Source organism: Pseudarthrobacter scleromae (assembly GCF_014644515.1).
Classification (GTDB): Bacteria; Actinomycetota; Actinomycetes; order Actinomycetales; family Micrococcaceae; genus Arthrobacter; species Arthrobacter scleromae.
Genome location: NZ_BMKV01000003.1, coordinates 186,773 through 200,683, shown reverse-complemented (window position 1 = coordinate 200,683; position 13,911 = coordinate 186,773). Strand labels below are relative to the sequence as shown.

Sequence of the window (13,911 nt, the reverse complement as noted above, 5' to 3'; positions counted from 1 at the left end):
TTAAGGCTTCATAGCTTGTGGCATACGGGGACCACAGCCAGCCATCGTCAATGCTATCGGTTCCGCTGGGGCCCGACCAACGCGGCGCACGGAAGGGTCAGCCGCTGAATCCCGTGATGGCGAGGCTCCTGGTGATTCCGTCCAGGGGGTGCCGGACCTCCGGTTCCTGCGGACGGGAATCCGGGAACGGCAGGCTCTCTGTCCTGCCAAGGTCCCAGGCCATGCTGGCGCTCAGGCTGATTCCCCGTGGCCCGGTCCGCCTGGTGGTCCCGCGGATCAGCAGCAGCCTGGTGCCGAAAAGGAGCATTCCTGCTTTTTCCTGGGCTTCGTGGAAAAAGACCGAATCTATGCAGCCGGTGCCGTCGTCGATACTGATGAAGACCACCCGCCTCCCACCCCGCATGGGCGGCGTCTGGGTTGCCACCCGCACCCCGGCCACCAGGACTTCGGTCCCGTTGCGCAGGCCAAGGAGTTTGTCCGCCGTGATGACGCCCAGCCTGTCCAGCATGGGCCGATGGCTGTCCATCAGGTGGCTGCTGACGTCAACTGCCATCAGGTCCAGTTCGGCACGGACGTTTTCCACCAGGGAAGGCGCCGGCAGTCCGGGCTTAACATTGCGAAGCTCAACATCACCCAGGGGAAGGGAAAGCTGCCCCTCAAGGACTTCCACGCCTTTCCGCCCGCTGCCGGAACCCTGGAGCTGCTGCAGGTGGTGGACAAGGTCGGCCCGGTTGGCCGTGCCGCCCGCCTCACGGTGAAGCGAATCAAATGCCCCCAGCTGGGCCAATCTCTTGATGTTGGGCTTGCTGACCCGGGACCGTGCCCTCAGGTCTGCCAGCGAGTCATAGGGCTGGCCCGCAACGATCCGCTTGAGTTCCGTTGCGGACAGCCCGTAGATGCCGTTGAGGCTCAGCCTGATTCCCAGTTTGCCTGCGTCCTTGCCAACTTCAATCCTTTCCACCCGGTATTCGCCTTTGCTGCGGTTAATGTCCAGGGGAAGGATGGGGATGCCAAGCCGCCGGGCTTCCGCGACCAGCAGCCTCTTGGGGTACATGCCAGGATCGTGCTCCCACAGCCCGGCAAGGAATGCTTCAGGATGATGGGCCTTCAGCCAGGCAGACTGGTAGGTGGGCACGGCAAAGGCCGCGCCGTGGGCTTTGCAGAATCCGAAGCTTCCGAAGGCCTTCAGCGTTCCCCAGACGTTGTCCACTACCTCCGGCTGGTACCCCTTCTTCCTGGCCGCTGTGCGGAAGAATTCCTCCACTCCCAGTTCGAGTGCCTCGTTTCCCAGGGCGCGGCGGAATTCGTCGGCCCGGGCCAGGCCGCAGCCGGTCATGACATCAAAGGTCCGCAGTATCTGTTCGTGGAAGACGGTGACGCCATGGGTTTCCGCCAGCACCGGTTTCAGGTCCGGATGCGGATAGACCTCCGGCGCGAAGCCGTGACGGTGTTCCAGGAAGGGCCGGACCATGTCCGACTTCATGGGGCCCGGGCGGAACAGGGAGATATCGATGATGAGGTCGTTGAACTCCCGGGGGGCCATCTTGCCGATCAGTTCCCGCTGGCCGGGTGATTCAATCTGGAAACAGCCCAGGGTGTGGGTGCTTCTGATGAGTTCAAATGTGGCCTTGTCATCTAGGGGAACGGCGTTCAGGTCGATATGGCCATTCTCCGCAATGTAGTCAGGACCGCTTCCGCCCGTACCGGACGGATGACGGCCGGCGGCCACCACCTCCTCCTTGGACGGGTGGATGCGGATGACTTCACGGACGGCAAACGCCATGGCGCTCTGCATGCGCACTCCCAGGACGTCCAGCTTGAGCATGCCCATGGGATCCATGTCGTGCTTATCGAACTGGCTCATGGGCAGGCCCAGCCCGCTGGGCTGCACCGGGGTGCGGTCCAGGAGGGTGGCGTCACCAAGGATGACGCCACACGGATGCATGGAAATATGGCGGGGCAGCCGGTCAAGCCGCTCCGTCAGGTCAACCAGCAGGTCAAGCTGCTGGTTGCCGTCCATTTCCCGTTGTTCCACCCGGCCGGCGAATTCCCGGAGTTCAGGTTTTTCCTGCAGGGCCTCGCGGAATTTCCGGGCAGAAAAACGCCACAGCTGCTTGGCGATCTCCCCCACCTCGTCGCCGTCCATCCCCAGGGCCATACCGGCATCCCGCACGGCACCCCTGGCCCGGTAGCCGTTCTGCATGCTCATCAGGGTGACCCGCTCGGACCCGAAACGCTTGAAAATGCGGTGGTAGACGTTGTGCCTCTCAGCGCTTTCAACGTCAATATCGATGTCCGGAAGGGTGGCCCGGTCCCGCGACAGGAACCGTTCAAAGATGAGGTCGTGCTGCAGTGGGTTCACCTGGCTGACATCAATCAGGTAATTGACCAGGCTGGAGGCGCCTGATCCCCTGGCTGCCGCACGCACCCCCATCTCCTGGATCATGCGTGACACCTCGGCAACTGTCAGGAAATAGGACGAAAAGCCGAGGTTGCGGATGATGCCCAGTTCATGGTCGAGCCGGGAGAGCATTTTCTCTCCGGCAGCACCGGTGATCCCCGGAAAGCGCCGGCTGATACCGGCCTGGCACCGCTGCACCAGTTCAACGTGTGGATCCTGGCTGATCCCAATGACTGAGGCTTCTGGCACAACCGGCTGCTTCCAGCCCATGTCCGTTTCCGGATCTATCCGGCAGCGGTCCGCGAGCGCCTCGGTCTGCGCCATGAGCTGTTTCAGGTCCGCGGCGCCATATCCTGCCGCTGAAATGATCTCCTTGCCCAGCCGGAGCATTTCCGGGGCGGATTTCAGCCACCCCTGCCCGGTTGGCTGCAGCAGCGGTTCATCCGCAAGTTCGGGAAGGGATTTCAGGGTGCGGGCTGAGTCGAGCACATCGGCGGTGGGGGCGCCGTCTGCTGCGCAGTACCTGACGGCGTTGGTCAGGACAGCAGGAATATGATGCTCTTCGGCAAGCTTGAGCATCCGGACGGCGTGGGCGGTACTCAGCGGCTTTCCTGGGGCGCTGAGCTGGGACACGATCTCGGCCACCAGCGTGCCTGGGGGCATTGCATCCAGCCATTGCTTGAAAAGGGTGCGGGGGCGAAGGTAACGTCGCCCTCCCATGGCCCGTCCGACGTCGGAATCAGGCCCCAGCAGGACAGTCAATACCGGTTTGAGGGTTTGCGGATCGAGGGTGCGGGATGCCAGCTCGGCCCGGGTGACGGCTACCGGGACAGTTCCCCCGGCTTTTCCCGTGGTGCGGGCGTGGGCGTCGGAAATCAGCCTGCAGAGGGCGCGGTAGCCTGCCCCGTTGTTGTGGCCCCGGGCCAGTACCACCACCCTGCCCGCCAGCTGCGTGCGGTGGTCGCCGTCGTCGTCGAATACCGCAAGGTCAACGCCAACTATGGGATCGATGCCTGCTGCCATGCATGCCTTGAGGTGTTTGATGGTTCCGTACAGCCCGTCCCTGTCTGTACAGGCGAGCCCGGTTGCGCCGTCAGCGGCGGCAGCCTGCGCCAGTTCCTCGGGCCAGGAAACGCCATAGTGGGCGCTGAATGCGGTGGAAACGTGAAGATGGGTGAAACTCATGCTGTCCTGGGCCGGAGTGCGTCATGGATGCGCAGGAGCCGCCACCGGCCGCTGCGGATATGCCGGGTGAGGTCAAGGGTCAGCGGCTCTTCCGCGGCTTCTGCACCCCGCACCAAGGTGGAGGGAAGCACCTGGACGCGCCAGATCTCATGGTCCACCACTCCGGGTCCGCTGCCCAGCGGTGCGCGTGTTTCTTCAGCCCACCATTGCCGGCGTTCGTACCAGCGCAGCGGTTCCGTGCAGACGGTATAGGACTGTCCAGCCCACAGCAGGCCACGGGGTTCGCCGTCCGCAGTGCAGTCGACGTCCACGGATTCGCTGAACATACCCATGGCGCCTCCCGGAGTGGATGTAGCTGAAAGTATTCGAACACATATTCGAATATTGCCAGTCTACCCCTGCTCCGAACGGGAGCATAGATGGGCTGCGGGAGGTACAAAGAGATTGCACGGGAAGGGTGGACGGACCGATCGGCAGGGAGCAGGATTGTGCCATGAAAACCCAAGACGCACTTCTGAAGCAGGCAAGCATCACAGCCCAGGATTCCACCGTGGTGGCCACGTTCGATATAGACGGCACCATCCCGGATTCGGGCGCCTATGTGGTGGGGCTGATGGGGGCCACCCCCGACTATTCCTCGCAGCGGAGGCTGTGTATTGAGTTCATGAACGGGAAGGCCATTGCCTTCTATTCTTTTAATCGCGAACAGGGAGTCGAGGAGGACTACGACCTGTCCGGGGTAACCCATTCAGAGAACACCATCACCGGCAGCTTTCCCCTTGCCGCCCTGAACGGCCTGGGCAAGGGGCACGTCATGTCAGCCTTCAGCGAGGCGGAGGGCAGGGAGTACCAGCATGGCGTCCCCGTGGAGGAGCACCTGTAACCACGCCCGTGGGCGGGAGGTCAGCTGTTCTCTTTATGGACCTTCAGTTCCAGTTCGATGAACCCGGAGATCATGGCGCGGTACGTGGACTCGACGATGTCCGGGTCAATGTCCTTCTTTTCCGCGGCTGAGCGGACGTGCTCAATGATCCGCTCCACCCGGCCGGGCGCACGGACCTCGGCGTCGTCGCCCTTGAGCGTCCCGGCAATCCGGATCAGCCGTTCGCGGCGGGCGATGAGGGTGACGATCTGTTCATCCACTTCGTCAACAGCAACCCGGACGGCAGCGAGCTGTTCCTTGTCGGCCAAAGCATCTCTATCGTTTCCTTGAATTGTCGCCATCGTCTGACAGTATCGAAGCATGCAGCCAAGAGTCGACTTCATTTCGCTGGGCGTCCGCAGTGTTGCCGCGTCCCGGGCCTTCTACGTTGACGGTCTTGGTTGGCCCGTGCACCGTGAACTTCCCGGCGACGTGGTGTTCATCCAGGTGAACCACGGGCTGGTGCTGTCCCTGTGGGATGTGCGCCAGATGCAGGCAGACGCCGGCGTCACGGCCTCCGGAGCTGTCCCCTGCATCACGCTGAGCCACAACCTTCCCGGAACGGAGGACGTGGACCGCGTCATGGAGGAGGCCGCCGCCGCGGGGGCGGAGATCATCGCCGAGCCCATCACCCAGCCATGGGGAGGCTACAGCGGCTACTTTGCGGACCCGGACGGTTTCCGCTGGGAGGTGGCGTACAACCCCACCTGGGCAGTGGACGACGACGGCGCGGTCACCGTTTAGCACTCCCCACGGTTTCGTCCGGGCTGCTCAAAGGGCCGGCTGCTAGAAGAGTGCTTCAACGGGCCGGATCAGTTCCGGCCCGTTATTCCTGACGTTGCCGACCTCTTTCCCTACGGATTCCACCTGCCAGTCAGCGGCCACGTCCTTGACCCCTGCCCGTACCAGGTCCACGAGTCCGGCCGGATCGTCGGCCTGGGGGTCCAGCCAGGCCTGCATCGTGGCGTTGTCCATGGGTAGGGGCACCCGGTCATGGAGTTCCGTGAGTTTTCCAAACACCGTGGACTCGCTGCCCGGCGGGGGCGTGTCCGTGGTCAGGATGGACGTTGAGAGAAGCCACCCGCCCGGCTCCCCTGCCGGCCAGGTGGGATCCTTCCACCACTCATAGAGACCCGCGAACACCAGGCCATGGCCAGGGCCTGGGTGCACGTAGTAGGGCTGCTTGGACTTTCCGGGCCCCTGCTTCCATTCGTAGTAACCGTCTGCCGGGACTGCGCAGCGGCGTGACTGCATGGCTTTCCGGAAAGCCGGCTTCTCAAGGACGGACTCGCTGCGGGCATTAATCATCCGGGAGCCTATGCCGGGATCCTTGGCCCAGGACGGGACCAGTCCCCAGCGGGCGACGTGGAGCTGGCGGACATGTTTGTTCCCCGACTCGCCATCCACCAGGCGTTCCAGGACGATGGGAACCGCGTCCGTCGGCGCAACATTCCACGACGGCGGGATGCTGACCTCGTCCTCAAGCTCGGCGTCGAAATCGGCAAGGAGGTCCCCCACGGCGCGTGCCATTACGTAACGTCCACACATGGCTCCAGCATGCCATCGGCGGCAGGAGCTGTCATCCACGGAGGCCCGGCGGGCCCGGAAGCGGGGAATACCGGACTGCACGCTACCGTTACAGGAACGAAACCGTTATCAAGCACAGAGGAGAGCTCCGTGGACTTCACTCCCGAATCCGGCACTATCACCATGTTTTCCACCACCTGGTGCGGCTACTGCAACCGGCTGAAGAAGCAGCTTGATGCCCAGGGCATCGGCTACACCGAGATCAACATCGAGGAAGTGGAAGGCACCGCCGAACTCGTGGAGCAGCTGAACGGTGGAAACCAGACCGTCCCGACTGTCCTCTTCCCGGACGGCACCGCCGCCACGAACCCTTCCGCTGCCGAGGTCAAGCAGCGGCTCGCAGCCTAGCTGGCACGCCGCCCCGGCCGGGAACCCCGCAACTGAACGGGGACTCCTGACCTGGGCACCGGACAAACAGAACGGGACCAACATTTCCCAATGTTGGTCCCGTTTTGCTTGCCTGGCAGTCGATGGCGCGGGTTATGCCCCAAGGCTGCTGAACGAAGCGGTTTCGAGGGTGGCATGGTCCGCGTACACGGAAAGAAGGGCCTCCTCCACCGCTGCGACGTCCACACCAGGTACAAGGTCGTCCACCGCCCCTGCCGTGGCAGGGTCCCAGTCCAGCCCCAGGGCGGCGTAGCTGTCGGTCAGCACTTTGCGGATCGGCGCCGAGTTTTCCACCACGATCACCGAACTGAACAGCCAGCCGCCGGCCACCACGCGCTGGGCGGTGCCCACCAGTTTCACCCGGTGTGCGCCGTCAGCCGGGTCCGTGCCGTGCACGCTGAACTCACCGGGGCAGTATTCCCCGGGAATCTCGCCCACGGCCGCCTGCACGCCGACCCGGCGGAGGGCGTCCGCAAAAAGCTCCCCGAAGTACCCGAACCTGGTCTTGGAACCGGCGATGGCATCCGGATCGGGTTCAATGTGGTCCACCACCAGGGTTCCCTGGTGATAGGCGGCCGCCCGGCCTCCTGCCCGGCGGACCAGGGGTTCGAAACCGTTGGCACGGCACGCCTGCGCGGCGGCGTCGAATCCCGGCAGGCGGGTGTCGCGCTGGCCGAACGCGACCGTGGGTGCGGGCCGGTACAGCCGCAGCGTGGGACCGATGTCCCCGCTTTTGGCCCTGGCCAGCAGTTCCAGGCCGAATTCCAGGTCCCGGGCGGCGCCCAGCGTCTTTTCCTGCCGCACCACTGTCAGGGTGCGGGGCCCCGGGCCGCCGTCGTTCATATTGCTAAGCTCCCTTATGGTCATTCTGCAATTCCTCGTTGTCGCCGCCGCCTTCGCAGCGATCGACGCCATCTGGCTCAAGCTGATGAACCCCTTTTACCGCAGCCACATCGGCGAACTGCTGGCGGACAAACCACACCTAGGTTACGCCGTGGCGTTCTACGTCATTTACATCGCCGGAATTGTGTTTTTTGCCCTGCGGCCCGCGCTCGACGGCGGCAGCTGGCTGGCTGCCCTGGGTTACGGTGCGGCGCTGGGCGCCTTCGCCTACGCCACCTATGACCTCACCAACGCAGCCACCCTGAAAGTGTGGCCGCTGCAGCTGATTGTCGTGGACATGCTGTGGGGCGCTGTGCTGACAGGCCTGTCAACACTCGCGGGCTGGCTGGTTTTCCACGCCCGGAGCTGACGCACGCGCCGGCGGCGCCGCAAACGGCTGCCGCCTGGCCACGTCCCTGTCAGAGGCCGCGCCGGCCTGCCCACAGGCCGTGCAACAGCGGGACTACTGAACCGGCCATAAGGATGCCGCCCAGGACGGCTTCGTCAGCCCGCACGATGGCGCCGGCGATGAGCAGGGCGGCGAACACCAGGGCAGAAGCAGAGCGCCGGGTGGAGCGGTCCAGCCGGGCGATGTGCCGTTCAAGACGTGGATTGGCGACGGCGAGGGAGCCTTCCTCGAGCCGTCCGGCCAGCGCATCCAGGCGTTTTGGCAGGCGCAGCGCGGTTGCTGCGGCGTCGAGGGCCTGCTGTGCCACGTCCTCCACGATATTGCCGCGCTCGTCGCGCAGGAGCCGGGCAGCATACGGTTCCACGGAATCCCAGAGGTTGAAGCGCTCATCGAGCGAGGAGCACACCCCCGAGGTCAGCGACATCGCCCGAATGATGAGCAGGAAATTTTCCGGGAGCTGGAACGGCAGCGAGCGGACAACGTCGCCGAATTCCACTGCAAAGTCACGGAACTCCCTCGGATCCACCTCCCGGAGCTCGGCGAATCCCATTCCGCCGAAGCGGGCGAAGAGGTGCGTCATGGCGCGTTCCATCTCCACCGTGTCGGCTGACGGCGCCAGCACACCGACGTCGTTGATCGCCGCCACCAGCCCCCTGCCGTCGCGCGCGGCGGCCGCAATCAGCAACTTCCGGAGTCCGCTGCGGGTGGAGGACGTAATTTCGCCCATCATGCCGAAGTCGATGAACGTCAGCTTCCACGGGCGGTCGCCGGCCGCCGCGGTAACGGGAGTGACGAAGATATTCCCCGGGTGGGGGTCGGCGTGGAAGAAGCCGTTGGTGAACATCTGGTCGAACATGACGGCGGCGAACACCGGAGCCACCTCGGCCGGGTCGATGCCCGCCGCCCGGAGTGCCCCGGCCTCCGTGATTTTGATGGCCGTGACGTCTTCAAGGGTGAGCACGCGGCGGGTGCTCCGCTCCCAAGCTATGCCGGGCACGCAGACCCTTCCGTCGTCGGAAAAATCGGCGGCGAAGCGTTCGGAGTTTGCCGCCTCGTGCAGGTAATCGATCTCCTCGAAACTGGTCTGCGCAAACTCCTCCACCAGGGCCGGCATATTGGCGCGGCTGGATACCAGGCGAATGCGGCTGAGCCAGCCGCCTACCTTGCGCAGGGCTGCAAGGTCGACGTCGACAATCGCGTCAATGCCCGGACGCTGCACCTTGAGCACCACATCGGTGAACCCGGTGTCGGCCGCATCCGTTGCACGAAGGCGTGCCCGGTGCGCCTGCCCCAGCGACGCGGCAGCGATCGGTACCTCCTCCACGAAAGCGAACACCTGGTCCAGCGGAGCGCCCAACTCCTCCTCGGCCAAGGCGCGGATCGAAGGAAACGGAACGGGCGGCACCTCGTCCTGGAGTCCCTCAAGCTCCCTGGTGATCTCCGGCGGCAGAATATCGAGCCTGGAGGAAAGGAACTGTCCCACCTTGATCGTCAAACCGCCCAGCTCCACGGCCAGGCCATGGAAGCGCCGGGCGAAACGCTGCATCCTCCGCGGCCGCGTACGCTCCGCGACCCGGGCAAGTCCTATCCGTGGGAGGAACAGTTCATACCACCACGTCACCGCCAGATTCCAGGCGGCAAAGCGCAGGATCCGGCGGTAGCGGGCACGGGTGTCCCCGGCGCCCGCGGCCGAAGCGGCACGATGCAGGCGGACAGACGCCACCCGGGTCAATCCTGGGCGAGGATCGCGTAGAGCCGGCGCCGTGCGTCGTCGAGCACTGCCACGGCCTGCTGCACCTGGTCCGGCGAGCCCGTGCGGCCCACCTGTGCTGCAGCCTGCGCGAGCTCCACCCCCGCTTTGGGCAGGGATCCAAACCCGCCGGAGTGGGAACCCGGCGAGTCCCAAGGCGTTGCCCCGTGGTCCTGCGCAACTTCCTCCCGGCCGGCCTCGGTCAGCGAATAGATCTTGCGGCCGTTGGACTCCTCGGCGCTGATGGTGCCCTCGTCCGCGAGCAGTTGCAGGGTGGGGTAGACGGAACCGGCACTCGGCTTCCAGCTGCCGCCGCTGCGCTCCTCGATCTCGCGGATGATCTGGTAGCCGTGCATCGGCCGCTCAGCAAGAAGCGCCAGCACTGCAGACCGCACCTCGCCCTTGCCGGCACGGGTTCCAGCGCGTTTTTCGAACCGTGAACGCAGCTCCTCGACGGCCTGCCACATGCCGTCGATGTTGCTCCCGCCGAATCCGGCTGCCGGGTATGAACCACGCATGATGATCTCCTCTGTAAACCGCCAACGATATACAACGATACTCAACGATACATCCATTAGACCCGCAGGAGTTGCCGCTATATGGCGGTGTTCTGGGAACGCTGAGAGGTGCTTCGGATCGGTGACCGGAGTCCGTGTGGGTCCCGTATCCCTAGAGTTTCGAGGCGGAGGTTTCGAGGCACCGAGGGCGCAGGAGTGTGGGGCGCTACAACTACCTGCACGTCGTCTTCGTAGAGAACTTTCCCGGATCATTCGAGTGAAGCACCTGCCAGCCGACGCCATGACGGCCAAGAAGATCCGTGCAGAACTCCACTCCTGCGATTAGATCCGTGGCTGTGCGCTTGAACCAGGATTGCGCTAAAGGTTTGATTGCTCAGTCGTAAATCAGCTTGTCCACCGTTGAAGGGTCGGTGTACGCGGAATCGAACTGATCATTCGCTTTTTATGCCCCCGCTCCTGACCCGTCATGGCCCGCAAACTTCATCATCATTATCGACACCGCAGCGGGCCAGGTCGTCGAGGACCTTCTTGTTGACGAGAGGGGCGTCCCACTCGACGAGAAACGGACGGCCCCTCGACGCCACCGCCGGGTAAGGAGACCTAACAGCGGCCTACCTCAGCAGGGCGTTTTACAGTCAAAAAGCAACTCCGGCAGCCACCGTCGCATTTCCTTAGAGTTTGGGAATGTCCCCCGCAGCCTTCCGGCGTACCAGCATCCCTGACCAGGCCAGGTAGCGCTTCGAGAGGACCGCCACCACTGCCGCGCTCCACACCCGGCGGTACCGTCAGGTCTTTCGCAGTGTGAGGATCTGCTCCGCGCGCCCGAACGGCCCCTGGAGGTCGTGCAGGACGGTGGAGGTCAGGCCTATCCCGTCCCCGCCGAACGAGACCGCATTGTCCAGGCCCAGCCACTCCCCTTCGGGCCGGCGGTACATGTGGATCTGCAGGTCAAGGTTGGGAAACGAGTAACTGTCCTTCCCGGGCGGCACCCTGGCCGCGATGCCGTTGGCCGTGTCCACCATGCCCATGAGCCTGGCCAGGGCACCGCTGTCCGCGCGGTCCGTCAGGGGATGTTCCGTACGGAGCCAGACCTTTCCGGCCCCGGGCCGGTGCCCTTCCGCCACGCGCATTTCCAGCGAGCGGATGAAGCCGCCGGGCCACACGGACGCTCCGTCATACGGCTTGCAGTCTTCCGGACCTGGAATGGGGGTGTCCTCGATGGCAGCCACCGGCGTTGTATCGCTGGTGGCCAGCCGCCAGGCGGTGGCGCGGATGGCGGTCCGGCCGCCCGCCACGAGCTCGGCCTGCAGGAGCTCGATGGTTTTTCCGGGCCGGAGGGTGGTGGCAGCGATCTGGAATTCGCCGCCCGGGATGAGGCCGAGGATCTCGTAGCTGATCCGCGCCATCCGCATGTCCGGCCGCGGGTCATGGCGTTCCAGGCTGTCCGCCAGCAGGCCCGACGCCGGCGCCATGTGCTGCTCGTGGACGTTCCAGGCACCCTGGGCATGGATGGTGGAACGGAAACGCCCACCGCCCAGGTTCAGGTAGTAGAAGTTTCCTTCAGCCAGTTCAGGCAGCTCTGCGGTCAACGTTGGCCCCTTTGGAGTTCCAGTGAATCGGCCTTAACTCTATCCGCGACGGGTACCCCGCCTGCGCCGGACCCGGGCACGGCATTTCGCCCAAAGGGACGCGACGAAATGTTGGCCCCTGGCAGGACCCATCCGACTAGACTCAGGAACTGGTCCTGTCAGCAACCCTCTGAAGAGGTGTTCCATGCGCGTCATCAGCTACAACCTCCGCAAGCACAAGGCGAGCGGCGAACTCCTCGCCCTGGCGCGGAACCATGACATTGATGCGCTCTGCCTCCAGGAGGTGGATTCCAGCGATCTTCCGGAAACCCTGGGCCCGCTGCATCTGGCGGATGCCACCAAGGGCAACCGGCTGGGGCTGGCCATCTACTACCGCACCAGCCGCTTCACCGCCCTGGACACCCAGTCCTTCGCCCTGAAGAAGTCGATGCATGACCGCGTCCTGGCCCCGGCCCATGAGCGGCTGATCGGCACCCGGGTCATGGACAACGAAACGCAGCATGAACTGGTGATCGGCTCGTTCCACGCTGCCCCGCTCACCGCGTCCAACTCGCTCCGGCGCAAGCAGATCCACGCGGCCCATGCGGAGCTGCTGAGTATGGGCAAAGGCCTGATGACCCTGATGGTGGGCGATTTCAACTACCCGTTCTTCACCAAGAACCTGGACCTGCATATGAAAAACTCCGGCTATGCACTCTCCCTGAGCAACCGCCGCACCTACACCCGGTACAAGGTGTTCAAGGGCCACTTCGATTTCGCGACGTCGCTGGGCCTGGATATCGAAAGCGTGGAGACCCTGCCGCGGGGCAACTCAGACCACCTCCCCATCCTGGTCAAGGCGGAGTACGGCCCGGACTACTAGGACTCGAGCCTTGCACGGAGGTCCGGCCAGGACGCTTCGAATCCGGGGTGCAGTTCCATGCCGGCCACCTCGGGTAGCGGCACCCACCGGAGTTCCAGGCTTTCGGGATCGCTGATCACGGGGTCAAACGCCTCCCGCACCAGCACCACAACCGTGGTGTAGCTCCAATACCCCACGTCCAGCAGCGACGTAAAGAGCAGCTCCACATTGTCCGCGGGCACGGCGGCTTCCTCATAGGCTTCCCGGAGCGCGCCGGTGACGGCCTCCTCACCCTCATGGAGTGCGCCGCCGGGCAGCCCCCACGTTCCGCCGTTGTGGCTCCACACAGCCCGGTGCTGCAGCAGCACTCCCTTGACGGGATCGTAGGCCAGCACCCCGGCCGCGCCGAAACGCCCCCAGAACCGCCCGCGGCTCCCCTCGACCCACGCGTCGCCCGGGTCCCTGGGACCGGTACGGACGGGAGGGGCGGAGGACGCGGTGGACGCCGGAAAGTGATCCATCGCTCCAGTCTGACAGGTGGAGCGGGTGGGCTGCACCTGCCGTCCGCTGACCTGGTCAGGCCTGGTTCGCTGTACCGCGCTCGACGGCGAAATCACCGCCGGGGTACATGATGGTCTCGTGTCCGTCATCAAAACGGACACGGTAGGGCGGCGCTCCGCCCTGGCCGCGCACCTCAAGAATCACTCCATGCCGGTCTGCCGCCCCCACAGTCCTGCCGTGCACGATGATGCGGTCGCCCTGCGTTGCCTCCATGGCACTCACCTCCGAGCCCAGAGTACGACTGGCTGCCCGCCGGGAAAAGGGCTTACGGTAACACCCGCCGGGAGGGTCCGCAGGAGAGGGCAAAAGGCCGGTCCTCGGCAAGCCGGCCGGCATGGCAGGATCTTTCCCATGCCGCTGAATCTTGTCCTGGTCGCCGATACCCACATCCCCAAACGCGCGCGTGACCTTCCTGCACAGGTGTGGTCCGCCGTCGAAAGCGCCGACGTGGTCTTTCATGCCGGCGACTGGGTGTCCGCGACCCTCTTGGAAGAGTTCCGGCGGCGGAGCCGCCTGCTGGTGGGCGTCTATGGAAACAATGACGAACCGGAACTGCGCCGGAGCCTTCCGGAAACGGCGGAGATCACGCTGGAAGGCGTCCGCTTTGCCATGGTGCACGAGACCGGCCAGGCCAAGGGGCGTGAAGCCAGGTGCGAGGTCCAGTACCCGGAGGCGGACGTGCTGATTTTCGGCCACAGCCATATCCCGTGGGACACCACCACCCCGCGCGGGCTGCGGCTCCTGAACCCGGGCTCGCCCACTGACCGCCGCCGGCAGCCGGCCTGCACGTTCATGACCGCCACGGTGGATTCCGGAAAGCTGGGGGACGTCCGGCTGCACGAGGTCCTCCGGGATTGACCGGGTTTGGCAAGGGAGGCA

The 13,911-nt window shown here is 64.8% G+C and carries 16 protein-coding genes; 6 read left to right on the top strand and 10 right to left on the bottom strand.

Annotated elements, in window-relative coordinates:
* Nucleotides 1-97: 97 nt before the first annotated feature.
* Both IEX33_RS09045 and IEX33_RS09040 read right to left on the bottom strand, forming a co-directional pair.
* The gene (locus IEX33_RS09045) at nucleotides 98-3,586 is read right to left on the bottom strand and encodes a DNA polymerase III subunit alpha (protein ID WP_188729518.1); all 3,489 of its coding nucleotides are present in this window, start codon (nucleotides 3,584-3,586) and stop codon (nucleotides 98-100) included.
* Nucleotides 3,583-3,918, bottom strand: coding sequence for a DUF6504 family protein (locus tag IEX33_RS09040; protein WP_188729516.1), 336 nt, complete (start codon nucleotides 3,916-3,918; stop codon nucleotides 3,583-3,585). Before IEX33_RS09040 ends, IEX33_RS09045 begins: the two co-directional genes overlap by 4 nt.
* 161 nt (nucleotides 3,919-4,079) lie before the next feature.
* Here IEX33_RS09040 and IEX33_RS09035 point away from each other — a divergent pair, with 161 nt between their 5' ends.
* Nucleotides 4,080-4,469 carry a hypothetical protein gene (locus IEX33_RS09035; protein WP_188729515.1) on the top strand — a complete coding sequence of 130 codons (390 nt, stop codon included), beginning with the start codon at nucleotides 4,080-4,082 and terminating at the stop codon, nucleotides 4,467-4,469.
* A 20-nt stretch (nucleotides 4,470-4,489) separates the two neighbouring features.
* Here the strand turns inward: IEX33_RS09035 and IEX33_RS09030 are convergent, their stop codons facing one another.
* Nucleotides 4,490-4,810, bottom strand: coding sequence for a chorismate mutase (locus IEX33_RS09030; protein WP_066276294.1), 321 nt, complete (start codon nucleotides 4,808-4,810; stop codon nucleotides 4,490-4,492).
* Between the two features lie 19 nt (nucleotides 4,811-4,829).
* Here IEX33_RS09030 and IEX33_RS09025 point away from each other — a divergent pair, with 19 nt between their 5' ends.
* Nucleotides 4,830-5,252 (top strand): VOC family protein, encoded by a 423-nt coding sequence (locus IEX33_RS09025; protein WP_104185965.1) that lies wholly within the window; start codon nucleotides 4,830-4,832, stop codon nucleotides 5,250-5,252.
* Nucleotides 5,253-5,294: 42 nt separating this feature from the next.
* On the opposite strand, the gene IEX33_RS09020 is transcribed toward IEX33_RS09025, so the two are convergent.
* Entirely contained in the window at nucleotides 5,295-6,056 is a 762-nt protein-coding gene (locus tag IEX33_RS09020; protein WP_188729513.1) for an SOS response-associated peptidase, read from the bottom strand.
* A 129-nt stretch (nucleotides 6,057-6,185) separates the two neighbouring features.
* On the opposite strand from IEX33_RS09020, the gene IEX33_RS09015 reads away from it, so the two are divergent.
* Nucleotides 6,186-6,443 (top strand): mycoredoxin, encoded by a 258-nt coding sequence (locus tag IEX33_RS09015; protein WP_066276302.1) that lies wholly within the window; start codon nucleotides 6,186-6,188, stop codon nucleotides 6,441-6,443.
* A gap of 132 nt (nucleotides 6,444-6,575) precedes the next feature.
* Here the strand turns inward: IEX33_RS09015 and IEX33_RS09010 are convergent, their stop codons facing one another.
* Entirely contained in the window at nucleotides 6,576-7,349 is a 774-nt protein-coding gene (locus tag IEX33_RS09010) for a lipoate--protein ligase family protein (RefSeq protein WP_377089358.1), read from the bottom strand.
* Between IEX33_RS09010 and IEX33_RS09005 the strand changes: the two genes are divergently transcribed.
* Nucleotides 7,342-7,734, top strand: a complete 393-nt coding sequence (locus tag IEX33_RS09005; RefSeq protein WP_188729511.1) for a DUF2177 family protein — start codon at nucleotides 7,342-7,344, stop codon at nucleotides 7,732-7,734. The two genes, IEX33_RS09010 and IEX33_RS09005, sit on opposite strands and share 8 nt — an antisense overlap.
* A gap of 49 nt (nucleotides 7,735-7,783) precedes the next feature.
* On the opposite strand, the gene IEX33_RS09000 is transcribed toward IEX33_RS09005, so the two are convergent.
* The 3 genes from IEX33_RS09000 to IEX33_RS08990 form a co-directional block, all read right to left on the bottom strand.
* Entirely contained in the window at nucleotides 7,784-9,496 is a 1,713-nt protein-coding gene (locus tag IEX33_RS09000; RefSeq protein WP_188729510.1) for an ABC1 kinase family protein, read from the bottom strand.
* Between the two features lie 5 nt (nucleotides 9,497-9,501).
* A complete protein-coding gene (locus tag IEX33_RS08995) occupies nucleotides 9,502-10,041 on the bottom strand; it encodes a PadR family transcriptional regulator (RefSeq protein WP_188729508.1) in 540 nt (179 codons plus the stop codon).
* Between the two features lie 785 nt (nucleotides 10,042-10,826).
* Complete coding sequence (locus tag IEX33_RS08990) at nucleotides 10,827-11,630, bottom strand: thioesterase family protein (RefSeq protein ID WP_188729506.1); 804 nt, start codon at nucleotides 11,628-11,630, stop codon at nucleotides 10,827-10,829.
* 184 nt (nucleotides 11,631-11,814) lie between these two features.
* On the opposite strand from IEX33_RS08990, the gene IEX33_RS08985 reads away from it, so the two are divergent.
* Nucleotides 11,815-12,492, top strand: a complete 678-nt coding sequence (locus IEX33_RS08985; RefSeq protein ID WP_104185974.1) for an endonuclease/exonuclease/phosphatase family protein — start codon at nucleotides 11,815-11,817, stop codon at nucleotides 12,490-12,492.
* Here the strand turns inward: IEX33_RS08985 and IEX33_RS08980 are convergent.
* Nucleotides 12,489-12,992: an NUDIX domain-containing protein gene (locus tag IEX33_RS08980; RefSeq protein WP_188729504.1), complete on the bottom strand. Its 504-nt coding sequence runs from the start codon at nucleotides 12,990-12,992 to the stop codon at nucleotides 12,489-12,491. The two genes, IEX33_RS08985 and IEX33_RS08980, sit on opposite strands and share 4 nt — an antisense overlap.
* 55 nt (nucleotides 12,993-13,047) lie before the next feature.
* Nucleotides 13,048-13,245: a DUF1918 domain-containing protein gene (locus tag IEX33_RS08975; RefSeq protein WP_174181159.1), complete on the bottom strand. Its 198-nt coding sequence runs from the start codon at nucleotides 13,243-13,245 to the stop codon at nucleotides 13,048-13,050.
* 138 nt (nucleotides 13,246-13,383) lie between these two features.
* On the opposite strand from IEX33_RS08975, the gene IEX33_RS08970 reads away from it, so the two are divergent.
* Nucleotides 13,384-13,890 carry a metallophosphoesterase family protein gene (locus tag IEX33_RS08970; protein WP_188729502.1) on the top strand — a complete coding sequence of 169 codons (507 nt, stop codon included), beginning with the start codon at nucleotides 13,384-13,386 and terminating at the stop codon, nucleotides 13,888-13,890.
* Nucleotides 13,891-13,911 lie beyond the last annotated feature (21 nt).